Raw genomic sequence first — 22,276 nt, 5'->3', positions numbered from 1 at the left:
GCCGTGATCTGAGAGAAGGAGTCAGAATGAGGAACCGTCTCCCCGCGGCCTTGACGGCCGCCGGAGCCGCGGCCGCCCTGGTGGCCGCGCTGAGCGCGCCGGGGACCGCCCCGGCGTGGGCGGGGGTGGACCACGCCCCCCTCGCGCCGTCGGGCCTGACCGTCGGCGACCAGACCCGGCCGCTGAACGTCGATGGCCGTCCGGCCTTCGGCTGGCTGCCCCGCGACGTCGACCCGGGCGAGGTCCAGACCGCGTACCAGATCAGGGTCTCCGACGGCCGCCGCGTCGCCTGGGACAGCGAAAAGGTCGCGTCCTCTCAGCAGTCGTACGTCCCGGGCCCGACCGACCTCCCGCACGGCGCGTCGTACACGTGGACCGTCCGCACCTGGGACCGCGCGGGCAGGACGTCGCCGTGGGCCAGACCGGCCGCCTTCGACACCGGCCTCGCGGACGCCGACTGGCAGGCGAACTGGATCCGCCGTACGACGGGGGAGAAGGACGACTACACCTACGCCCGCAAGGAGTTCGCGGTCGGCCGCAGCCCGGTCGTCCGCGCCCGCGTCTACGTCGCCGCGAGCCAGCAGTACGACCTGCACGTCAACGGGCGGCTCGTCGACCGGGGCGCGGCGTTCTCCTACCCCGGCGAGGGCTACTACAAGGCGGTCGACGTCACCCGCCTGCTCAGGCCGGGCGGGACGGCCGCCGTCGGCGCGCTGTACCACTGGTACGGCCCCGGCCAGGGACGCCCGTCGGGCGAACCGGGTCTGCTGATGCGCGTCGTCGTCGACCACGCCGACGGCACCCGCCAGGTCGTCGTCACCGACGGCTCCTGGAAGGTCGCCCGCGCACAGTGGAAGACCACGTCGTACCGCAACGGTGACGGCCGCGACTACATCGAGGACGTCGACGGCACCGCCGAGCCCCTCGGCTGGGACCGGCCCGGCTTCAACGACGCGTCCTGGACCGCGCCGCAGGTCGTCGGCGCCCACCCGGCGGGCGTGTTCACCCACCTCCAGGGCCAGGAGTCCGCGCTCACCTACCAGACCGTACGCCCGGTCAAGGTGACCAAGCTGTCCTCCGGCGCGGTCGTCGCCGACTTCGGCAAGATCATCCCCGCGGTGCCGGCCGTCCGGTTCCGGAACGGGACGAAGGACACGGCGGTGACGATGACCGCCGGGTACCTGCTGAACGCCGACGGCACGGTCTCCAACTCCAAGCACGACAACCAGGAGACCGACCTCACCTACCGCTACACCGAGCGGGACGGCGACCAGACCTTCCGCGCCTTCACGTACGAGGGCTTCCGCTATCTGCAGCTCAGCGCGCCCGCCGATGACGTCGCCGCGATCGTCCAGCACACCGAGGTCCCGTCCCGGACCCGGCTGCGCACCTCGAACGCGGGCGTCGACGCCGCGTACGACCTGATGCAGCGGTCGGCGCTGTACGACTCGCAGGAGCAGTTCCTCGACACGCCGACCCGGGAGAAGGGCCAGTTCCTCGGCGACTCCGTCGACGTGTCCCTGGCCACGATGTCCGGCTGGGGCGAGCGCCGCCTCACGCGCAAGGCGATCCGCGAGTTCATCGCCTCCCAGGCGCGCTACTGGCCGGACGGCCGGCTCAACGCCGTCTACCCGAACGGCGACGGCAAGCGCGACATCCCGGACTACACCGAGATGTTCCCGGGCTGGGTGTGGGAGTACTACCTGCAGTCCGGCGACACGGCCACCCTGAATGACGCGTACCCGGTCATGACGGCCGTCGCCGACTACGTCCGCCGCTACATCGCCCCGTCCACCGGCCTGGTCACCAAGCTCGAAGGCGGGTCCGGCGCGTACCAGTACGGCATCATCGACTGGCCGAACCGCTACGGCTACGACACCGACACAGTGGCCCGGACCGCCGTCAACATCCTCGCCGTCGACGTCCTGAACACCACCGCCCGCGCCGCCCAGACCCTCGGCAAGGACCCGAGCGTGTTCCAGCACGATGCCGCCGGTCTGAGCAGCGCGATCAACAACAAGCTGCGCCGCGCGGACGGCGTCTACATCGACGGCCTGGAGGCCGACGGCTCGCAGAGCACCCACGCCTCCCAGCTCGCCAACGCCTTCGCCGTCGCGTACGGGCTCACGTCGGATACCGCGGTGGTCGATCACGTGGCGAGCCTCGGCCTGCAGATGAGCCCGATGACCGTCCACTGGCTGATGACCGCCCTGGCCACCCGCCCGGACGCCTTCGTCACCCGCCTCACCGACCCGAACAGCATCGGCTGGGCGAAGATCCTCGCCTCGGGCGGCACGTTCACGTGGGAGTCCTGGGAGGCCTCGGACACGGGGGCCAGCATGTCGCACGGCTGGGGCGCGTCCCCGGTGATCGACGTTCAGCAGACCCTGCTCGGCGTGACCGTCACGGCCCCGGGCGCGGCCCAGATCCGCGTAAGCCCACCGGCGTCCGGCCTCACCTCGGCCTCCGGCACGGTTCCGACGCAACGCGGCGACGTCCGGGTGTCGTGGCACCAGAGCGGCGGCCACCTGACGCTGTCCGTCGACGTCCCGGTCAACGTGAAGGCCGAGATCGACCTGCCCACCACCGGCAAGGTCAAGGTCAAGGGCGACGCGACATATGCCGGCCGACGCGACGGCCACACGATGTACGCGACCGGCTCCGGCAGCGTCACCTTCAGCGCCCAGAGCTGACCTGAGCCCGACGGCAGACCGCCCGCCTCTTCAGCGTCGGGAGGCGGGCGATCTGTCCCCTCAAGGCCAACGTGACGGCCACACGGTGTACGAGACCGGCTCCAGCCACGTCACTTTCAGCGCCCAGAGCCCCACCGTCAGATGCCTACGGTCAGGACCCCTACGTCCGTCAGCTGCGAGACTCCCGTAGTGCTACAGGCGATCGGGTCCGGCTCCAGCCCGGTACCCGTGGACTTCGCCGGGTCGGGAGTGAACGTTCCCGACGTGATGGCGCCCACGGCCGTGACAACGATGCTGCCGTTGACCCGGCTGACGACCCGGTTGTAGGAGAACGAGCTCGACGCGATGGCGTTGTTGTTCCAGTGGAACACGCGGGTTCCGGCGCCCGCCGACAGGACGCTGGTGCACGTGGCGTTCGCCACCGTGCCCGACTCGGCGTAGTAGCCGGTGGCGGCAGAGCTACTGGTGCAGTTGAAGAGCTGGCCGCTGACGGTGAACGTCACCGTCTGCGGAGTCGAGGTGAGCGGGGGACTGTAGGTGACGACCTCGTTCAGCGTGCAGGTCTGGTCCACCCCGATCGCATGGGCGGCGGGCACCATTCCCACTAATGCCGACGCGGCAGCGGCCAGGCAGACGCCGGTCGCGGCGGCCGTGCCTTTGATGATCCTCATGACGCCACCTCGATCAGTTCGCTCACGACTCGAATACGCGCGGCTCCAGATGGTGACCGCATAATTCCAGGAGTATGAGCGTCGCATGCGTTCGGAGCAATGCTCGCCCGGCCCTGAGACCGAAACCGGCCGATCGGCTACCCTCCGAGGCGCAATCGCCGGTACATGTCGCTCGAGGAGGTGCCGGCAGCGGCTCGGTGGTCAGGTCGCAATGCTGAGGCAGACGGGGCACGTCGCCGTGCCGTTGAGAGTCACCCAGCCGAACACCGAGGGCGCGAACGGTTCCGAGCCGAGCTCCTTTCGCACCGCCGCCCGATATCCCCACGCGGCGTCGAGGTAGGGGTGATAGACGTCGTGGAAGTCCCGGGACGACCAGGAGGCGCCGACGGCGACGGCTCGTCGTAGGTCGCGGAGCCGCTCGTACAGGGTCTGGCCCGCGGCGGCCACGTCCTCGCTGGCGTCGATGAAGAGACGTTCCCGGATCTCGTGGATGCCCGCTTCGACGAGCGCGTCGCGGGTGGCCGTCTCCAGGTCGGGCCGGCTGCCGGGGTCCTGGGCGAGCCGGCGCAGCCGGGTGTGGCAGGCTCCGGCCGCCACGATGAACTCGACGTACAGATCACGGGTCCGGCTCTGGCGGCCGCGCCGGGTCTCGCGGCGGTCGCGCAGGTGGTCGTTCAGGAGCGTGCCGGTGAGGGCGATGACCGCGCCGCTGCCCGTCGCGACCAACGTGGCCCACTCGAACGCCATCGCATCTCCCACGCTAACGGTGATCGCCGCAGATCCTACGCAACGATTACCGGAACATCACGCGGATACATCGAGGGTCTGGAGACCGACGGCTCGCAGAGCACGCATGCCCTCAGCTCGCCGGCCGCCTGCCACCGCCCGCCTGGAGGCCGACCAGTAGGCGCTCGCGCAGGATGGCGACTCCGTCGCCTTCGAGTTCATCGACGTAGGGCGTGCGGCCGGTCATGGCCATGATCAGTGCCAGGGTGGTGCCGGACACCCGTGGCCCGGCACCGGCGGTGAAGGGGCCGTCGGTGGCCGTCAGTCGCAGGCCGCGGACGCGCCTTTTGGTGAGGACGGGCAGATCAGAGCCCTGGTAGTAGTCGGCCACCGCGGTCAGGGTGGTGACGGGGTAGTCGCGCTCGATGCCGAGCGGCCGGCGGATGTCCTCTCCATGCACGATGGTTTCACCGAGCATCGCCACGATCGGAAGGGGCGGCTTGGTCGTGCTGGTGATCACCCGGCGGAATCGTGCGTGCGTCTCGGCCGGGGTGGCGCCCATCTGCTCGGCCAGCCGTAGAGCGACCTGCCGGTCGAAGTCGAAGCGGCAGCGGATCACGCCCGCCATCCACCGCACCGGGTTGAGGCTGGCCCCTGCGGTCAAGTGCGCGAGCACCTCGCGGACGGTGAGCCGGTCGCACAGCGACGGGGTAGCCCACCGCTGCTCGGTCAGCTCCGCGAGTTCGGCGGCCAAGGCGGCCCGCTCGGCATGGATCAGCGACCAGGTGCCGGTCGCGGGTGGACGGTCGATCGTCGGTGTCATACGGGCGATGCTCCTGTGCGGTAGTCGGGCGGGTGGGTGTCCGGTCAGCGGCTGAGCAGGCCGACGTGGTTGCCGTCGGGATCGGTGAACACGGCGATGCGGCTGACGGGCGTGTCGGTCGGGGAAAGGACGCGAGTGGCTCCGAGCTGCTCGGCGCGGGCGAGCGCGGTATCGACGTCATCGACCGGGAAGTAGACGACGAGCCCGGTATACGGACTGTCCGGGCCGGCCTGGCCGATCCCGCCCGCCGGTCGGCCGTCGTCGTCGCCGACGAGCGCATAGCTCGCGTCGAGGGCGTTGACCGGCCACCCGAACAGATCTTGGTAGAAGCCTCGTGCGCGTGGGGCGTCAGGGGTGGAGATGTCGAACCAGGCGGGCCGGTGCGGGTGGGCGGTCGAGCTCATGAGCAGCCTCCTCGGTGCGGTGACGTGCGATCGGTCGTACGTGCTCACCGATGAGACTGCCGCCGTGGGGCAGAATCGTCTCTCATGGGCGAGATTTCTTCCGGATCGTTCGCAGGCGACATCGTCGAGGTGGGTGGACAGGGCGCTCAGGACGCTGACCTGGCCCGCGCCCGTGGCGGGGACGATGCCGCGTTCACGCGCCTGGTGACGCCACTGCGCCGGGAGTTGCACGCCCACTGCTACCGGATGCTCGGTTCGGTTCACGATGCCGACGACGCGGTGCAGGAGGCGCTGGTGCGCGCCTGGCGGGGACTGGCCCGGTTCGAGGGCCGCAGCACCCTGCGCACATGGCTGTACACCGTGGCCACCCGTGTCTGCCTGGACGTAGTCGACGCCCGCAGTAAGCGGGCTCTGCCGGTGGACCTGGGTCCGTCCAGCGAACACGCTGTGCTCGACCAACTTCCGCGCACCGACATCGCCTGGCTAGGTCCCTACCCCGACGCCGGTCTCTCGCAGGATCCGGCGGGACCGGAGGCCCGCTACGAGCAGCGCGAGGCGGTTGAGCTGGCGTTCGTTGCCGCATGCCAGCACCTGCCGGGCAACCAGCGGGCGGCGCTGCTCCTGTTCGACGTCCTAGGGTTCACGGCGGCCGAGATCGCCGCCATGATGGACACCTCCACCACCTCGGTGAACTCCGCGCTCGCCCGCGCCCGCCGCGTCCTCGCGAAGGAGCTTCCCGCCCGCACCCAGCAACAGACGCTGCGCGCCATCGGCGACTCGGGAGCGCGGACGCTGGCGACCGGATTCGCCAGCGCGTTGGAGCGCGGCGACACCGAGGCCCTGATCGCGCTGCTCACCGAGGACGTCACCTGGTCGATGCCGCCCCTGCCACACTGGTATCACGGCATCGACGCCGTCTCCGATTTCGCCATGCAGGTGCCCCTGACCCGTTGCCCGAGCTGGCGACACCAGTTGATCAGCGCGAACGGCCAAGCGGCGATCGCGTTCTACCTCGGCACCGACCCCGCACACCCGCATGACGCTTGGTCGATCACGGTGCTGAACCTGCGCGATGACCGGATCACCGAGATCACCTCATTCCTCGACCCCGACCATTTCCGACTGTTCGGGCTGCCCACCACGCTTGCCTGACCCGGCGGAGCACCCCTCTAACCTCACGATCAAGCGGCTGACCCTAAAGCCCGCCCAGAGTCCAGCAGGACGTTGAGGGTCTCGGTGCCATGCTGGACGAAGCCGCGCGCCCCGTAGAAGAAGGTCGGCGGCGAATCCGGGTCCAGGCGGATGTCCGGGCAGGCGGCGAACAGTGCGGTCAACGCGGCGCGCGCCTCGATCCGGGCCAGGGGGGCGCCCACGCAGTAGTGCGGTCCCAGGCCGAATCCGAGATGCCCGCCGCGCCGGTCCAGGTCGAATCGCTCGGGCTCCGGATAGGCCTCGTCGTCGAAATGCGCGCCGGCGGCACAGAGATAGACCATGCTTCCCGCGCGCAGATCGGTTCCCGCGATCCGCGTGTCCCGCATGACGAGCCGGTAGAACCCGGCCGACGGGTTGGCCCAGCGGAACGCCTCGTCGACCGCGGCGTCGATGAGGTCGACGTCGGTGCGGAGACGCGCGAGCGACTCCGGGTTGAGCAGCAGCGAGGCGAGGGTGGATGACAGCATCTGGATGGTCGTCTCGAACCCGCCGAGCAGCAGGCTCACGACGGCGACCGTGACCGTCTGCGGCGTGTACGCGTCCTCGCTCAGGTACGCCCGGATCACCTCGCCCAGCAGGTTGTCCCCGGGGTTCTCCCGCTCCCGTTCGACGAGTCGCCTCGTGTAGGCGCTGAGCTCCGCGAAGGCCTCCTGTCCAGCAGCGGCGAGTTCTTCGCGCAGCGGCGAGCCCAGCCAGGTCACGGTGGCTCGCACCCAGTGCAGCCCTTGGTCGCCGAGTTCGTCGGGGATGCCGAGCAGCGCGAGGAAGACCTCCATCGGGTATCGGGCGATCGCGTCCTGGACGAGGTCGACCTTCGACTTCGCGGCCAGCGAGCCGAAGATGCGCTCGGCGATGGGCGCCACGATCTCCGCGTACCGGGCGCTGGCCCGCGCGCTGAAGAAACGATTGTGGATGCGGCGCTGGCGCCGGTGCTCCGCTCCATCATGGGCGATCATGGCGGAGCTCATCGGGCCCATGCCGTACGGCCGGGTGCTGAACGTGGCCGTGTCATGCAGCGCGGCCATGACATCGCCGTGGCGTAATACGAGCGGTGCGCCCATGAACTCGTCGAAAATGATCGGCTGTTCGCGGCCGAGCGCGGCCAGCCTGCTCCCGAAGGTCACCGGGGAGTCGGAACGAAAACGGAATACGCTATCCGCGCTGGCGATCATCGGGGCTCCCCCTGTCGGCCTGCGCGTCCATTACAACCACGCCGACCGTTACCGCACAACGGACCGTGGCGGCAGATAGCGGCCACGAAAGCCTATTGATACATGGCTCCTGCGCCAGGACCACCAGAGATCGCACCATCCGTCGAATCGATGTACCGCCTTGCGATCGCAGAGGGCAGGTTGGCAACTTCCACGCAGTCCGCGCCGCCCTGGGCAGTGTAGGTGCTCTTGCGCCACTGCGTGTTGGTCGGCGTAACCAAGATCGTCATTCCAGGTTCTCCAACGTCTTGGTGATCAGCTTGAGGGATTCGCTTCGCGGATACGACTCACCCATGACGAGATCGAAACGCGCGCGGTATTCATTCACGGTCGTCAGTTCCTGAGTGAGCTGATTGACGCCCGGCCCCTCATGGTAAGCGATCTCCGTGCCATCGGGGAGGGTCAGCGTGATGAACATTCCGTCGAGGCCGGCTCCGACGATGGATTCGAACGGCAGTATCCGTACGTGAACGTTTGGTGAGCTGGCCAGGTCTCGGAGTTTTGCCAGCTGCGCCCGCATGACGTCACGTCCACCGACGTTGCGATGCAACGCCGCCTCGTCGATGACGAACCATGCCTGCGCCGGGGGCTCACGATCAAAGACAGCATTCTGTCTCTCCATGCGGCCGACAACCCTCTCGTCCAGCGTGTTCGGGCTCTGGCCGGTACTCATGAGCGCTCGCATGTAGTGCTCGGTCTGCAGAAGGCCGGAAATGACCTGCGGGGTGAACGCTCGGATGATTGTCGCCTGCGCCTCAAGCTCGACGAACTGGGGAAAGCCGGGAAGAAGTACCTTACTTCGACGGTACTTCTTGATCTTCTGCCACTGGCGGTGGAAGAGTCCTTCGGTGGCGAAGAAGGTATCGAGATCCTGGGCGAAGGCTTCGGAAGGCGGCTTTTCGCAGGCCTCGACCTTTCCGATCCACTGCGGAGTGCACCCGAGCGCGTCGGCCAGCTTGTTTCGGGACAGGTCTGCCTTCTCGCGTCGGAAACGAAGCTCATCGGCGAAGGTCTCTAGCAGAGGATCCCGGTCGCGATCGCGCTGAATCGACATTGGGTGTCTCCTGGTTTCAACGCCCGCTGATCATGATTCCTGGCTTGGGTGTTGTACGGGGGAATGGCGGTTCGTAGCTCACTGTAACCGATCCTGTGAAGCTGGTCATCGAGAAATCGAACGACAGGTCAACGGGGTCAGAGAATGAACCAGTACACATCGCAAGATATTCGCGCATTCGCGAACTGGTTGACGCAAGCGTGCCAGGCCGCGGGACTGGACGCCGAGCAGTACGGCGCCGAGGTCTTCATCCGTGGGGCGAGCAGTCACCTTAGCGAGCGGATCGTCTGTAAGCCGGACGACCACGGTCGCGTCCGGTGGCATTGGTCCGGGGGCATGCCGATCGGCCGCCTCAACGACTCCTCCCAACTCCTCGGCCTCGACGACGTCGACGAACTGATCCAGTCGATCAGCAGGTCGTCTGCGTCCCGGTCCGGCGAATGGAGATGTGACGATGACTCCTGAAGAACGGCTCATGCGCTCTCTGCCGGCGCTGCGGGCACTGGTCGACTCGTTGGCGAAGCGATCGCCGTCGGAAGCGAGGGAACTCCTGCAGCTCGACTTCCTGATCCGCAGGTATCCGGCCGCCGCCTGGATGAGCCTGCAGCGCCACCAACGGACCCAAGCCGACCTGCCCACACTTCCCAAATGGTCACCGGCGCCGGACACGGGCGGGCTCCCGCTGTGGCGATGGGCCGACAGCCAGCTCTGCGTGGCGACCGGCGACATCGACCAGCTGAGATTCCTCGACGTGGCCCTGGCGCGGTTCGACGAGATGACCGCGGCCGAACTCCACTCGTATCTGCTGGCCGATCCGGCGACCGACGAGATGAAACGTGGGCCGCACCGTACGGGCGGCGACAGGAAGGGCAGGTGGCTTCCTGGTGCTTGAGCAGAATGATATCCAGAGCAGTGGATCCCGGAGCATGACGCCAGTGATGGTTGCTACGGGAGATTCCTCGAGTCGGCGAGCTCGATGGTCTTTGCCTCGTAGGCAACCTTTTGAAGGTTGAGGATGAGGTTGCAGTAGTGATCCTTCTTCGATTCGGCAATCCCTGGTGCGAGGGGTGGCCAGACTTCCCGTAGCTCACGGTCGTCGATCGCCATCTTGATAAGGTCTGTATGCAACTGCCGGAGAGCGATCTCGCTGCTCCGTTGCTGCTCTTCCCTCGTGATGGCGAGTTCCTCCCGCTGGTTCTGAAGCTCGCGTCCCTGAAGGAAGAGAGTCACGGCGATCCCGATGAACGCGACGCCGGAGAAGAAGACACCGGCAGGGTCGAGGGCCTGTCCTATCTGAGACCAGCGGCTGAGTGTCGGGTCGTCGGCACGCAAGAGCAGGGCGATGGGCACGACGACACTGGTAGTCACTACTGCCAGGCCGATCAGCAAGGCAGTGCCGACGGCTGCCGGCCTTGACCATCGGCGACTCACCGCACGACCATAACAGCGGGCGAAAATACTCGCCCGTATCATGATCAGATCGAGCGGGAATCAGTCCTGAACTGGCTAGGTGGTCCTGACGCCAGATAGTTCCGAAGCGGGATGGCCTTCCGGCGCAGCACCGCGACCATCTCTTCCAGCGAGGCGATGACCTCTGGCCCGCGCGTGAGCCAGCCTCCCGTCTGCAGGCCGGTGTCGCCGACGCCGTAGTCGTGGATGAGGGCGGTGTGCCGGTCGAACAGGAGGAAGTCGAAGTGGTCCTCGTTCGGTAGGCGGAGAGTGGGATCGCAGACGACGACCTCGATGTTCTCGCCCATGTCTGCGCGGATGCGATAGCTCAGAAGCTCGTAGGCGAGGTAGTCGGTCAGCGGTTCTTGCAGGAGACGCACCCGTGCGTACTCGATGCCTCGCCGGTTGACCTCTTCGTACAAGGGGCGATCGGCGTCTGCCTCCTGCTGCAGGAGCTTGCGAGCTGCCTTGATGTCGCCCTGCTCGTACGCCGCTTGTGACTCGTTTGCTTCGAGTTCCTGGTACATCTGCCAGCACTCGAGCTTCAGGAAGCGTGACTCGATCTGTGACCACGCGTGCGTGAATGCGCTGCCGAACCCATCGAGGTCAAGCCGGGTGCTCTTCGCGAGCGCCCATGCTGGTGGATGCATCTAGCTTTCCGGAATGTCGTCTTTGGTGGCGGTGAGCGTGTTGCGCGGAATATTGACGACACGCTCGTTCGGGGCGCACCGTGCGCCGAGGAGATGAAGATCGCTTACCTGATCAGTGATATCGACGCCGATCACGGCGAAGGTTCCGTCATCCAATTCAAGGATGTCAGGTGAACCGCTGACGCCCGTGGTATTGCCAAGCTCGGCTGGTGTCTTGCCGAGGCGGCGAACTGCCTTCACTGGTCTGGCTCCTTATCGGAAGTGATAGGGCTCTTCGGAGAGTAGCATCCGGTGGCGCCTGCGCCTATCTGTCGCCGTAGTGATAATCAATGATAGGTGGACTGGGTCTTCTTAATTAAGGTCTGGGATATAACAGGAATAAGGGCTCAAATTCGTCTAGTGGGCAGGATCTGTAACTCGCGGCCCGGCTCGTGAGGAGGACCGATCGACTCCGGATCACAGCACCATCGGTCGGTAACTCAGAATCGCATCGACGATCTCCTCGACGGAGGCCGACTCCAGTTCGGGCGGCGGCCAGAAGATCAGATCGCTCGCTGCCGGATGGACCGTGTTGGACTTCAGTACCAGCAGGTACCAGTCCTGATCCGGAGGCAGGCACGTCCGGATCCTGTGGACGATCTCCACAAGCTCATCCCGCGTGATGTCCGGAACTCGCGGACACCTCGGCCGCGCCGCGCGTATGGCGGCCTCCTCGCGGGACTCCGCCGCCGGATAGTTTTCGAACTCCGAATAATCATGGCCGGTCATCTCTCTGAACGTGGCCATCGCCTCTTGGGCGGCGTCGCCTCTCAGCTCCGCGATCCTGTCGATCTCGCAGCCCAGTTCCTCGATTCGCTGGGAGGTGACCTGCGGTGGCAGTAGTTCAGGGCGCAACTCCATCGGTACATTCTGCTCCGGCAGGGACGCGAGATAGACGTGATTGTGGTCGCTCGCGGAGCCGTACATCCGGGCGCTGCCGTTGTGGTCCGAACCCAGGCACTTCCAACGCGGCAAGAAGGCTTTCACGCATTTTCAGCCGGGCTGAACAACGGAATCCGCCGCGCGCAGGGCATCTGCGGAGATGAGGGCGGTCGAGCCCGGTGCCGTGCAGGCGTAGGCGCCCGCCACCGTGCCGAGGCGGGCGCAGTCCCGTACGTCCCGGCCGGTGAGCCTGCCGTACAGGAAACCGCACACGAACGCGTCACCGGCTCCGTTGGAGTCCACCGCCGGCGCTGGCGGGACGGAGGCGGGAATGTGCAGTGGGGTCGTGTCGCCGTCGCGGGTGAGCAGGTAGGCCCCGTCCGCGCCGGCCGTGGCGACGACGGTCTCCGCGCGGCCCTCGCGGAGGATCTCGCGCATCAGCGCGGGGGTGCGGTCGCCCGCCTTCGCAGCGCTGAAGAAGACGAGGTCGGAGCGGAGGGCGAACTCCCGGTGGTGGTCGGCAACTCCGTCCCAGTCGTGCAGGTCCGTGGAGACCGGGACGCCGAGCGCCTCGAGGTCGTCGTAGAGGAAGCGCGCGAAGTTCATGATGGAAAGGTGGACGTGCCGTGCCCGGCGGAGCCAGGGCAGGTAGTGGTCCCGGGGCATTCGCAGGTCGGCGGGGTCGCGGCCGTCGTAGAAGGACATCCGGCGACCGGTCGCGTCCACCAGGTTCACCGCGCGGCGCGTGCCGGCGGGAGAGATCAGTGGGGCGAACTCCACGTCGCCTTCGGCCAGCCGTTCGCGCACCTGTGCGCCGATCCAGTCGTCGCCTATGTAGTCGAGCAGCGCGGCCTTCAGGCCGAGCGCGCGGGCGCCGAGGGCGACGTTGCCGCCCGTGTGGCCCGGCCACTCCTCGATCGGGCCGACGGGGACCGAGTCGGCGAGTGGGACCGGCAGTGCGCCGACGCGGACGATGGTGTCCACGCCGCTGCCTCCGATCACCACGATGTCGTATGCCGCCTGCCGTGGGTCCACCCGCTCCTCCTCGGTTCGCGCGTCCTGCCTGGTGTACGGCCACCGGTGCGGCGATGACCTGGGAACTCCCCGTATGATCACATACGTTTCGGCCTCGCTTTTATGGAGTTTTAGTGCGATACGGGATTGTCCTCGCAGCCGTCGCCGTCGGTTCGCTCGTCGCCGGGTGCGGTGGCGGCGGGACCGAGCAACCCGCGGCGCACTCGTCGTCGCCGCGCGCGTCGCACGCGGCCGCCACCCTGACCGACGCGCAGGCACGGGCGGTCTTCACCAACTACGAACGGGTCAACAACGAGGCCAACACGAAGGTCTCCGACGCGCTGCTGCGCGAGAACGAGACCGGGCCGATGCTCGAGGTCGACCTGGTCGGCAACAAGCGCATCCGGGCCAAGCAGGAAAAGAAGATCAAGCCGTTCCACTACAAGAGCCCCCAGTTCTTCATCCCGCGCGGAGTGAGCCCGGCCTGGTTCGCGGCCATCGCGGCGGTGGGCAGCGACAAGGAGTACGTCGTCTTCGTCGACACCGGCGGCGGCAAGTACAAGGCGGCCATGGGCTCCTGGCTCGCGAAGGGGCAGAAGCTCCCGGAGATCGCGCGGGGCGCGGACGGCTCGGCGACGGCCGTGACGACCGGCCCGGCCCTCGACGTCGGCACCCGGCTCTCCTCGTACCTGTCGTACGTCGCGGCCCGCCGGAAGGCTCCGGCGGGGTTCGTTCCCGGCCCGCTGACCTTGAAGCTCGGTCAGCGCTGGGCCAAGGACGTTTACAAGATCAACAGCGGCAACCGGTGGCTGGGCCGGTCCGAGTGGGCGCCCCGGACGCAGCCCGTCTACGCGTTGAAGACCATCGACGGCGGCGCGCTGGTCCTGAGCCCCGCGGTCCAGGCGCTGAGCTACACGGCGACAAAGCCGAACGTGTGGTACGAGCCCCCTTCGGACTTCGACGGATTCGGGCCGAAGCGCTACCTCCACCGTTTCAGGGGCGAGTGGCTGTGGACGTTCGCGACCCACGTGCCGCCGCAGGGCTCGGCATCCGTCGTGGCCAGCGGCGTACACGCGATCGACGCGACCGGCAGCTGACGCCGCACGACCGCCGCGCCGCCGACAACGGACCGCTGCCGTCGAGAACGGATCGCCTGGGCGTCCTCGACGGCGGCCTCGGTCGTCGATGACGGACCGTCGGGCGCCCTCGGCGGGCTCAGGCCCGCTGGGGGAGCGGTGCGTCGAGGAACGGGACCACGGCGGCCGGCAGCGCCGGGGACGTGGAGATGTCGTAGTGGGTGGTGCCCGGCAGGATCGCGAGCCGCGCGGTGGGGCGGCCCGAGCCGTCCCAGCCGGCGTCGCGGAGGCCGCCGCCGAGCAGGGCGAAGAACTCCACGATGTGCGCGGGTCGTACGGAGTCCGCGTCGGCGAAGACCAGCATGGTGGGCGCGGTGAGCGCCGCGACCTCCGCCGACCAGTCGAAGTCACGCTTCAACGACTCGCTCGTCTTGCCGATGAGGGCCGGCCAGTCCTCCGCTCGCGGTGCGAGGCGGGCGTACAGCTCGTAGACGGGAGACTGCTTCATCGGCTCGGCCAGATGCGGGCCCATCTGGTCCATCGTCGCCAGGACCTCCGGGAACCAGCCGTCCCGCTTGCAGGGGATGGAGACCAGGACCAGGCGGCGTACGAGCTGCGGATGCTGGATCGCCGTGCGCAGGGCGACCTTGGCGCCGAGGGAGTAGCCCATCACGTCGGCGTCCGTCAGGCCCAGGTGGGTGATGAGCGCGGCGATGTCGTCCGCCATCGTCTCGGGGCGCAGCGGCCGGTCGATGTCCGCCGTTCGGCCGTGGGCCTGGAGGTCGACCGTGATCACCCGCCGGTTCTCGGCCAGCGCCGACAGGGTCGGGCCGTACAGCTCGCCCGCGCCGAGTCCTCCGTGCAGGAGGACGAGGGGCTCACCGGAGCCCTGCTCCTCGAAGTACAGCGACAGCCCGTTCACGTCCGCATAGCCCATCATGTCGTCCTTCCAGTCAGTGGTGTTCCGCCGTTCGATAGGTAGAACGTCGGCGGGCCGCGGAACTCATCGGTCCGCCGATGACGAATTTCAACGTGACCGTGCGTCGAGGTCAGCGGACCAGCCGGAAGAAGGCCCGCAGCTCCTCGGCGAACGGCCCGGGCTGCTCGAACGCCGCGAAGTGGCCTCCCCTGTCCGGCTCGTTCCAGTACCGGATGTCGGTGAAGCGCTTCTCGGCCCACCGCCGGGACGGCCGGGGGTTCTCCTTGGGGAAGATGGAGCAACCGGCCGGGACCGTCACCACGTCCGTCGTCTCGGTGGTGAAGATCCGCTGGACCTGCTTGAAGCTCTCCCAGTAGAGCCGGGCGGCGGACGCGCCGGTCCCGGGCAGCCAGTAGAACATGAGGTTGTCGAGGAGTTCGTCGCGGGTGAGGGCGTTCTCGGGGTGACCGCCGCAGTCGGTCCAGGAGCGGAACTTCTCGATGATCCACGCGCAGAGCAGCACCGGGGAGTCGACGAGCCCGTAGCCGATGGTCTGCGGCCGGGTGGACTGCTCCAGCGAGTATCCGTCCTCGGTCTCCTGGGCCCGCTCGAGGTCGGCGAGCGCGGCGACCTCCGAATCGGTGAGGTCGCCGAACGTGGCCGGGTCCGGGGCGGCCAGGGGCGGGACGAGGTGGATGCCCGCCACGTGGCCCGGATCCTGCCGGCCGATGAGCGTGGTGATGGTCGTGCCCCAGTCGGAGCCCTGCGCGCCGTACCGGTCGTAGCCGAGGCGGGCCATCAGCCGGATCCAGGCGCCGGCGATCCGCTCGACGCCCCAGCCGGGGCGGTCCGGCTTGTCGCTGAAGCCGTAGCCGGGCAGCGACGGGCACACGACGTGGAACGCGTCGCGGGCGTCGCCGCCGTACGCCGCCGGGTCGGTGAGCGGCCCGATCACCTTGAGGAACTCCACGACCGATCCCGGCCAGCCGTGGGTGAGGATGAGCGGCAGCGCGTCCTCGTACGGCGAGCGGACGTGGAGGAAGTGGATCCCGAGCCCGTCGATGGAGGTCCGGAACTGCGGCAGGGCGTTCAGGCGTCGCTCGGTGGCCCGCCAGTCGTACTCATCGGCCCAGTACCGGCACAGTTCGCGCAGGTAGTCCAGGGGTACGCCCTGCGACCAGTCGTCGGCCGTCTCCTCCTCCGGCCACCGCGTGCGCCACAGGCGTTCCCGCAGGTCGCCGAGTACGGACTCGGGTACGTCGAGCTGGAACGGGATCACCTCGTCGGTCATGCCGCCCTCCTCATCAGAGCGTGAGGCGCGCGTCTTCGGTCAGGAGGAGCGCCTGCTGGGGAGCGAGCCGGACGCGGCCGGTCCTGGGCCGGTCGGGCGTGACGGAGGGGTCGTCCGTGTCGAACACCGCCGGCGCGGGCAGGTCCAGATCGGCCACCGGGGTGTCCCGCAGGTTCACGACGGACCAGAGTGCTCCGCGGCGGTAGGCGGTCACCGGTTCCGCGAGCACGGCCCTGGCCACGTCGTCGGTGGTGGCTAGCAGGTGGGCCAGCCGGCGTCTGGTGGCCAGCAGCCGGCCGACGGTGTTCAGGTGGGATGCGGGGTCGTCCTGCTGCATCGCCACCGTCTCGTCGTCACCGCGTGCGCCGTCGGGCAGCCACGGACGCCCCGTGGTGAATCCCAGACCCGGGCCAGGGCACCACGGCATGGGGGTGCGCGCGGCGTCGCGGCTCTCCTCCGGCTGGGCGGCGCCCAGCGGGTCGGCGCCCTGGCCGGGCGGCACCTGCCCGTCACCCAGGCCGAGCTCCTCGCCCTGGTAGAGCCAGAAGGTTCCCGGCAGCAACGCCATCAGGACGTGCAGCGCGAGGGAGCGGCGCCGTCCCCGGAGCCCGTTCCCCAACCGCGTGACGGCACGGGAACGGTCGTGGTTGCCCTGGACCCAGGAGAGTCGTGGCGACGCCGTCACGGCGGCCTCGACCATGGTGTCGATCCGGTCGGCGTCCCAGCCGGTCTCCACCAACCCGAACCAGAACGACGAGTGCAGCCGCTCGCCCTCGACGAAACGAGCCAGCGCCCGAGGATCGAGTTCGTAGACCTCGCCGACGAGGAGGGCGTCGTGCCGGTCGGCGATCCGCCGCCACCGCTCGTGGACGGCGTGCACGTCGGGCTGGTGGATGTCGTGACGATGCTCCTGGCGGCGCCAGTCCATCGTCACGCCCCGCATCGGGAGGATCCGGCCGACGGGCAGCGGCGGGTTGTCCCGCAGGTCCGCGTCCTTGACGAGGTAGGCGGCGGTGTCGATGCGGAAGCCGTCCAGGCCCCGCGCGAGCCAGTGCTCGACGATCGCGTCGATCTCGGCCGCGAGCGCGGGATTGCGCCAGTTCAGGTCGGGCTGTTCCGGGCGGAACAGGTGCAGGTAGTACTGACCGGTCGCCGGGCTGAACGTCCAGGCAGGCCCGCCGAAGTGGGACAGCCAGTTGTTGGGCGGGCCTCCGTCCGGGGCCGGATCCCGCCAGATGTAGTAGTCGCGGTGCGGGTCCGTCCGTGAGGAGGAGGCGGCGGCGAACCAGGGGTGGGCGTCGCTGGTGTGGTTGACGACCAGGTCGCCGATCACCCGCATCCCGTGGCGGTGCGCCTCCGCCAGCAGCCCGTCGAGGGCGGCCTCCCCGCCGAACGACGGATCGACGGCTCGGTAGTCGGCGACGTCGTAGCCGTGGTCGCGCATCGGCGAGCGGAAGAACGGGGTCAGCCACACCACGTCCACCCCGAGCCGCGCCAGGTGATCCAGGTGCGCGCTCGCCCCGGTCAGGTCACCCCAGCCGTCACCGGTGCCGTCCGCGAACGACGGAAGGTACACCTGGTAGCCGACGGCGTCGCGCCACCACGGCCGGATCCGCGACCGTTCCAGCAGGTGGGCCAGCCGGCCGAGGTCGGGCAGCGACAGATCGCCGGACAGCCCCCGGAGCGCCGCGGTCGACATACCCGCCGCCCGCCCGGCGGCCAGCCCTGGCTCCGAGTCCTCCACCACGAGGCAGGCGGATGGAAGAACCCCCAGGCGGGCCGCGGCCTTCAGGTAGCCCTGGGGATCGGGCTTGCCCGCTCCCACGTCGTCGATCGTGAGGACGAACGGCGGGTCGATTCCCGCCGCCTGGAGGCTCGCCTCGGCCAGCCGTCCGTCGGCGCTGGTCACCACGGCCCACGGCAGTCCGAGCCGGTCGAGTGTGGCGAGCAGGAGGCCCGCGCCGGGCGCCGCGGTGACGACCGCCAGGTTCTCGTACTGCAGGGCGTGCAGCCGCCGCGCCGCCTCCGCGACCGCGTCCTCGTCGAGCTCGGGAAGCAGCCGCTGAACCGTACGTGCGGCCGGGTTCCCGTGGGCGATGGCGAGCACCGCGCCGACGTCGACGCCGTTCTCCGTCGCCCAGATCGACCAGGCGCGCTCGACCGAAGCGTCGGAGTCGACGAGAGTGCCGTCCATGTCCAGGAGAACCGCTTCGATCGCTCCGAGGTCCGTTCGTTGTCGCCGCACAGCGTCTCCTTCTAATAAACTCGTGCAGCGAGCATAAACGAGGAGAAGGTACGTATGGCAAGCCCCCGATCGCGGTCCGCGCGGGCCAGGGATGCCCGCTGGCGCGGCGCGCTCGCCGTCCTCGACGAGATGCGCCGCGAGCCGGGCGTGACCCGGGCGGCCGTCGCGCGCCGACTCGGTCTCAGCACCGGCTCGGCCACCGAGATCACCGCCCGATTGCGCGACCTGTCCCTTCTCGCCGAGACGCCTGCCGCCACGGCGGCCCGTGGCCGGCCGACGACCGTACTCACTCCCCATCCGGACGGGCCCGTCGTGATCGCGGTGGACCTCCGTCAGGAGGACTGGCGGTGCGCGGTCGCGCCGCTCGACGGACGGCTCGAGATCGCGGAGACCGGCACTCACCGAAGCCGTGACCCCGAGAGTGTGATCGACGCGGTCGCGCAGGGGGTGCGGCGCCTCCACCGACGTCATGGAGAACGCGTCCGGGCGGTCTCCGTGGCGATCGCCGGGACCGTGCAGCGAGGCAGGGTCGTCCAGTCCTCCGTGCTCGGCTGGGACGCGGTGGACCTGGCGGCGCCGGCGGTCGATCCGCGCGTGCCGCTGCTGATCGGCAACGACGCGACCCTCGCGGGCCTCGCCGAGGCCCGGCAGGGCGTCGCCACCGGAGCCTCGACCGTCCTCCACATCACCGTGGAGGTGGGCGTCGGCGGCACCCTGGTCGTCGACGGCCGGCCCGTCGACGGCGCGACGGGCGCCGGCGGGGAGTTCGGTCACCTCCCGTTCGGCGATCCCGACCTGCGCTGCCCGTGCGGCGCCCGGGGCTGCTGGGACCTGGTGGTCGACGGCCGGGCCATCGCCCGCCATCTCGGCGACCCTCCGCCCCGCGACCCCCGTACGTACGCGGAGCAGGCTCTCGCCCGCGCGCCGGCGGATCCGCGCGTCCGGGCAGCCATCGGCCGCACCGCGCGCGGGCTGGGTGCCGGTCTCGCCGGACTGATCAATGCGATGGATCCCGCCGTCGTCACCCTGGGCGGCCTCGCGGACTCACTCCGGGCCGCGGCGGAGCCGGAGTTCACCGCTGCCCTGGCCGACGGCCTCATGCGCTTCCGCCGCGCGAACCCGCCCCCCGTGGTCGCCGCCGCGCTCGGCCGCGACGGGGCACTGCACGGGGCGGTGGTGACCGCGCTCGACCACGTCCTCACCGAAGACGGCCTCGCCGCCTGGGCGGCCCTCCGATCCTCCACGTAAGCGTAGGTAAGCCGCCGGTTCGGGCCGTCAGTCGATGTGGCGGTCGATCTCCTCCGTCACGACCTGGCGGAGCAGCTCGGCGGCCTCCTTGAGCCGGGCCGGGGGGAAGCGGTCCTTCGGCGCGGTGACGCTCACCCCGGCCGCGGGGGTCGTACGGCCGAGGAAGATGGGGATCGCGGCACAGCGTACGCCCTCTTCGTTCTCCTCCTGGTCGAGCGCGTAGCCCTGCTCGCGGATGCGTCCCATCTCCTCGGCCAGCGCCGACGGCGAGGTGATCGAGCGCCGGGTCCGGGCGGCCAGCGGCTGATGGGTCTTGGCCCAGAGCCGGATGGCCTCGTCGGTGGGATAGGTCCAGGCGAGCAGTGCCTTGCCGACCCCGGTCGAGTGGGCGGGGTTCCGTCCGCCGATCACCGAGGACATGGTGATCGGGTGGATGGCCTCGACCTTGTCGACGTACACGACCTCCGCGCCGTCCAGCACCGCCATGTGCACGGTCTCGTTGAGCTCCTTGCGCAGCCGCATCAGCACCGGCTGGACCAGCGCCCGCAGGTCGAGACGGTCGTGGAAGCGGAACGCCGCCGCCATCAGCTCGCTGCCGAGGAAGTAGGGCCCGTTGGGCTCGGGCTGCGACGCGAACCCTCGGTGCTTGAGCGCGCTGAGCAGCCGGTGCAGCGAACTGCGGGGGATCCCCGAGCGGATCGCGAGCTCCTCCAGAGTGGTGCCCTGGCCGCTGTGGGACAGCAGCTGGATGATGCGCAGTGCGCGGTCGACGCTGCCGACGGGCGGTTGCTTCTCGGTCATTGGCTATAAGCTCCTTGATTCCGTATAGCGGAATCCTAGCCCGTATCGTGGATTGCTGCTACATTCGCGGCGTGATGAAGGCACTGGTCTTCACTGCACCGAGTGTGGTGGAGCTACGCACGGTCGACGAACCCTCTCCCGACGCCGACGAGATCGTCCTCGAGGTGGCCACCGCGGGCATCTGCGGCAGCGAACTCCACGGCGTGCGCACTCCTGGATTCCGTACGCCACCGCTCGTGATGGGCCATGAGTTCGCCGGGACCACCTCCGACGGCCGCCGCGTCGCGGTCAATCCCATCATCTCGTGCGGCCGCTGTGATCTGTGCGTCCACGGGCGCGGGCGGCTCTGCCGCGATCGGGCGATCCTGGGCGTGCACCGGCCGGGCGGCTTCGCCGAGCGCGTCGCGGTGCCCAGGGCCGCGCTGCACGACCTGCCCGACGGCATGTCCTGGACCGCCGCCGGCCTCGTCGAGCCCGTCGCCAACGCCGTGCACGTCTGGAACCTCGCCGGCCGGCCCGAAGGCGCCCGGGTCGGCGTGATCGGCTGCGGGTCCATCGGGCTGCTGTGCCTGCGGCTCGCCCGGCTGTGGGGAGCGTCGTACGTCGCCGCCGCCGACACGTCCGAACGGCGCCGCGAGGTCGCCCGCAGGGAGGGCGCCGACCGTACGGGACCGGCCCTGGACGGCGAGTTCGACGTGATCGTCGACGCCGTCGGGCTGCCCGTCACGCACGAGGCCTCCCTCGCCCGGCTCGCCCCCGGCGGCACCGCCGTCTGGATCGGCCTGCTCAGCCCGGAGGGCGGGTTCGACGCCACCGACCTGGTCCGCACCGAGAAGCGGGTGCTCGGCTCGTTCGGCTACACCGGCGAGGAGTTCGCCGAGGCGGTCGAGGTCGCGGCGGACTGGGACCCGAAATGGGTGGGCACCTTCCCCCTCGCCGACGGCGCCGCGGTGTTCACCGACCTGATGAACGGCGGCACCGAGCCGGTCAAGGCCCTTCTCTCGCCCCGGAGCGCCCCATGAACGTCAGCGACGGCTTCCGCGACCTGCGCGTACCGCCCGGGACGGTGGCGATCTGCGCGCTCGGCCAGGCCGGTTTCCTGGTCAAGGGCGCCTCCGGCACCGTGGTGGCGATCGACCCCTACCTGTCCGACCGGCTCGCCGAGGACTCCGAGTTCGGGCCGCCCGGCCGGTGGGCGCGGCGGTTCCCACCGCCGTTCGCCCCGGCGGACCTGGACGCCGACGTCGTCGTGGTCACCCACGAGCACGCCGACCACTTCGACCCGCACACGCTCGCGCCGGCGCTGGCGCGGCGCCGGTTCACCGTGGTCGCCCCTCCGGTGCTGAAGGCCGACGTGGAGCGGCTCGGCGCGGACTTCCGGCCGGGTCTGGCGGGCGAGACCCTCGACATCGACGGGGTGCGGATCCACCCCGTACCGGCGGCGCACGCGCCTGAGTACACCGGACCGGACTGCTACGACGTCATGGTCCAGGACGGCGCGCACCGCTTCCTCGGCTACGTCGTCGAGGTCGACGAGGGCGTGACCGTCTACCACGCGGGCGACACGGTCCCGCACCCGTCGATCGACCGCGCGCTGACCGCGCTGCGGCCCCGCGTCGCGTTGCTGCCGGTCAACGGCCGCGACCGGATCCGCGAGGAGCTCGGCATCGTGGGGAACCTGACCATCGCGGAGGCCGCGCACTTGGCCGGCGCCGCCGGCGCCCGGTGGCTGCTGCCCAGCCACCACGACCTGTTCGCGGTGAACTCCGAGTCGGTGACGACCTTCGTGGACGTGCTCGACCGGCGGTTCCCCGACCAGGAATACCTCATCCCCAAAGTGGGACGAACCGTCGTTCTGGGAGTGTGAC

At 69.4% G+C, this 22,276-nt stretch carries 24 protein-coding genes; 8 read left to right on the top strand and 16 right to left on the bottom strand.

All coding sequences use genetic code 11. The features are described from left to right. Positions 1-26 precede the first annotated feature (26 nt). Positions 27-2,693: a family 78 glycoside hydrolase catalytic domain gene (locus tag ACYVF7_RS41065; RefSeq protein ID WP_460351395.1), complete on the top strand. Its 2,667-nt coding sequence runs from the start codon at positions 27-29 to the stop codon at positions 2,691-2,693. A gap of 137 nt (positions 2,694-2,830) precedes the next feature. Here the strand turns inward: ACYVF7_RS41065 and ACYVF7_RS41060 are convergent, their stop codons facing one another. The 4 genes from ACYVF7_RS41060 to ACYVF7_RS41045 form a co-directional block, all read right to left on the bottom strand. After that, complete coding sequence (locus ACYVF7_RS41060) at positions 2,831-3,364, bottom strand: hypothetical protein (RefSeq protein WP_460351394.1); 534 nt, start codon at positions 3,362-3,364, stop codon at positions 2,831-2,833. Positions 3,365-3,565: 201 nt separating this feature from the next. Continuing rightward, positions 3,566-4,111 (bottom strand): hypothetical protein, encoded by a 546-nt coding sequence (locus tag ACYVF7_RS41055; protein WP_460351393.1) that lies wholly within the window; start codon positions 4,109-4,111, stop codon positions 3,566-3,568. A gap of 112 nt (positions 4,112-4,223) precedes the next feature. Next, positions 4,224-4,913: a maleylpyruvate isomerase family mycothiol-dependent enzyme gene (locus ACYVF7_RS41050; protein WP_460351392.1), complete on the bottom strand. Its 690-nt coding sequence runs from the start codon at positions 4,911-4,913 to the stop codon at positions 4,224-4,226. A 44-nt stretch (positions 4,914-4,957) separates the two neighbouring features. Then, positions 4,958-5,317, bottom strand: a complete 360-nt coding sequence (locus tag ACYVF7_RS41045; RefSeq protein ID WP_460351391.1) for a VOC family protein — start codon at positions 5,315-5,317, stop codon at positions 4,958-4,960. A gap of 84 nt (positions 5,318-5,401) precedes the next feature. Between ACYVF7_RS41045 and ACYVF7_RS41040 the strand changes: the two genes are divergently transcribed. Next, positions 5,402-6,469, top strand: coding sequence for a sigma-70 family RNA polymerase sigma factor (locus tag ACYVF7_RS41040; protein WP_460351390.1), 1,068 nt, complete (start codon positions 5,402-5,404; stop codon positions 6,467-6,469). A 29-nt stretch (positions 6,470-6,498) separates the two neighbouring features. On the opposite strand, the gene ACYVF7_RS41035 is transcribed toward ACYVF7_RS41040, so the two are convergent. The 3 genes from ACYVF7_RS41035 to ACYVF7_RS41025 all read right to left on the bottom strand — a co-directional run bounded on the left by ACYVF7_RS41035 (position 6,499) and on the right by ACYVF7_RS41025 (position 8,794). Then, entirely contained in the window at positions 6,499-7,653 is a 1,155-nt protein-coding gene (locus ACYVF7_RS41035) for a cytochrome P450 (protein WP_460351389.1), read from the bottom strand. 140 nt (positions 7,654-7,793) lie between these two features. Then, positions 7,794-7,970 carry a DUF397 domain-containing protein gene (locus tag ACYVF7_RS41030; RefSeq protein ID WP_460351388.1) on the bottom strand — a complete coding sequence of 59 codons (177 nt, stop codon included), beginning with the start codon at positions 7,968-7,970 and terminating at the stop codon, positions 7,794-7,796. After that, entirely contained in the window at positions 7,967-8,794 is an 828-nt protein-coding gene (locus ACYVF7_RS41025; RefSeq protein ID WP_460351387.1) for a helix-turn-helix domain-containing protein, read from the bottom strand. The genes ACYVF7_RS41030 and ACYVF7_RS41025 overlap by 4 nt, the downstream gene beginning before the upstream one ends. Positions 8,795-8,983: 189 nt before the next feature. On the opposite strand from ACYVF7_RS41025, the gene ACYVF7_RS41020 reads away from it, so the two are divergent. Both ACYVF7_RS41020 and ACYVF7_RS41015 read left to right on the top strand, forming a co-directional pair. Continuing rightward, positions 8,984-9,259 carry a hypothetical protein gene (locus ACYVF7_RS41020; RefSeq protein ID WP_460351386.1) on the top strand — a complete coding sequence of 92 codons (276 nt, stop codon included), beginning with the start codon at positions 8,984-8,986 and terminating at the stop codon, positions 9,257-9,259. Next, positions 9,249-9,686, top strand: a complete 438-nt coding sequence (locus ACYVF7_RS41015; RefSeq protein ID WP_460351385.1) for a hypothetical protein — start codon at positions 9,249-9,251, stop codon at positions 9,684-9,686. The genes ACYVF7_RS41020 and ACYVF7_RS41015 overlap by 11 nt, the downstream gene beginning before the upstream one ends. Positions 9,687-9,739: 53 nt before the next feature. Here the strand turns inward: ACYVF7_RS41015 and ACYVF7_RS41010 are convergent, their stop codons facing one another. From ACYVF7_RS41010 to ACYVF7_RS40990, 5 genes are all read right to left on the bottom strand, one after another. After that, positions 9,740-10,144 carry a DUF6082 family protein gene (locus ACYVF7_RS41010; RefSeq protein WP_460351384.1) on the bottom strand — a complete coding sequence of 135 codons (405 nt, stop codon included), beginning with the start codon at positions 10,142-10,144 and terminating at the stop codon, positions 9,740-9,742. A 125-nt stretch (positions 10,145-10,269) separates the two neighbouring features. Continuing rightward, the gene (locus tag ACYVF7_RS41005; protein WP_460351383.1) at positions 10,270-10,893 is read right to left on the bottom strand and encodes a DUF6879 family protein; all 624 of its coding nucleotides are present in this window, start codon (positions 10,891-10,893) and stop codon (positions 10,270-10,272) included. Further along, a complete protein-coding gene (locus tag ACYVF7_RS41000) occupies positions 10,894-11,133 on the bottom strand; it encodes a hypothetical protein (protein ID WP_460351382.1) in 240 nt (79 codons plus the stop codon). A gap of 216 nt (positions 11,134-11,349) precedes the next feature. After that, positions 11,350-11,919: a hypothetical protein gene (locus ACYVF7_RS40995; protein WP_460351381.1), complete on the bottom strand. Its 570-nt coding sequence runs from the start codon at positions 11,917-11,919 to the stop codon at positions 11,350-11,352. 6 nt (positions 11,920-11,925) lie between these two features. Further along, on the bottom strand, positions 11,926-12,849 hold the full coding sequence (locus ACYVF7_RS40990) for a carbohydrate kinase family protein (RefSeq protein WP_460351380.1): 924 nt from the start codon (positions 12,847-12,849) through the stop codon (positions 11,926-11,928). Positions 12,850-12,962: 113 nt separating this feature from the next. On the opposite strand from ACYVF7_RS40990, the gene ACYVF7_RS40985 reads away from it, so the two are divergent. Next, entirely contained in the window at positions 12,963-13,925 is a 963-nt protein-coding gene (locus tag ACYVF7_RS40985; RefSeq protein ID WP_460351379.1) for a hypothetical protein, read from the top strand. A 118-nt stretch (positions 13,926-14,043) separates the two neighbouring features. Here the strand turns inward: ACYVF7_RS40985 and ACYVF7_RS40980 are convergent, their stop codons facing one another. From ACYVF7_RS40980 to ACYVF7_RS40970, 3 genes are all read right to left on the bottom strand, one after another. Further along, a complete protein-coding gene (locus ACYVF7_RS40980; protein ID WP_460351378.1) occupies positions 14,044-14,844 on the bottom strand; it encodes an alpha/beta fold hydrolase in 801 nt (266 codons plus the stop codon). Between the two features lie 109 nt (positions 14,845-14,953). Continuing rightward, on the bottom strand, positions 14,954-16,114 hold the full coding sequence (locus tag ACYVF7_RS40975) for an epoxide hydrolase family protein (protein ID WP_460351377.1): 1,161 nt from the start codon (positions 16,112-16,114) through the stop codon (positions 14,954-14,956). A 13-nt stretch (positions 16,115-16,127) separates the two neighbouring features. Beyond that, positions 16,128-18,359 (bottom strand): HAD-IA family hydrolase, encoded by a 2,232-nt coding sequence (locus ACYVF7_RS40970; protein WP_460351376.1) that lies wholly within the window; start codon positions 18,357-18,359, stop codon positions 16,128-16,130. A 54-nt stretch (positions 18,360-18,413) separates the two neighbouring features. Here ACYVF7_RS40970 and ACYVF7_RS40965 point away from each other — a divergent pair, with 54 nt between their 5' ends. Beyond that, complete coding sequence (locus ACYVF7_RS40965; RefSeq protein ID WP_460351375.1) at positions 18,414-19,607, top strand: ROK family transcriptional regulator; 1,194 nt, start codon at positions 18,414-18,416, stop codon at positions 19,605-19,607. 27 nt (positions 19,608-19,634) lie between these two features. Here ACYVF7_RS40965 and ACYVF7_RS40960 read toward each other — a convergent pair whose 3' ends face one another. Next, entirely contained in the window at positions 19,635-20,408 is a 774-nt protein-coding gene (locus ACYVF7_RS40960) for an IclR family transcriptional regulator (protein ID WP_460351374.1), read from the bottom strand. Between the two features lie 74 nt (positions 20,409-20,482). On the opposite strand from ACYVF7_RS40960, the gene ACYVF7_RS40955 reads away from it, so the two are divergent. Together ACYVF7_RS40955 and ACYVF7_RS40950 are read left to right on the top strand one after the other, a co-directional pair. After that, entirely contained in the window at positions 20,483-21,430 is a 948-nt protein-coding gene (locus tag ACYVF7_RS40955) for a zinc-binding dehydrogenase (RefSeq protein ID WP_460358383.1), read from the top strand. Continuing rightward, positions 21,427-22,275 (top strand): MBL fold metallo-hydrolase, encoded by an 849-nt coding sequence (locus tag ACYVF7_RS40950; RefSeq protein ID WP_460351373.1) that lies wholly within the window; start codon positions 21,427-21,429, stop codon positions 22,273-22,275. Before ACYVF7_RS40955 ends, ACYVF7_RS40950 begins: the two co-directional genes overlap by 4 nt. Position 22,276 lies beyond the last annotated feature (1 nt).

It is taken from the genome of Actinoallomurus acanthiterrae (assembly GCF_054775715.1).
Note: the sequence above shows the minus strand (reverse complement) of the source record. Positions and strands in the feature narration are given on the sequence as shown.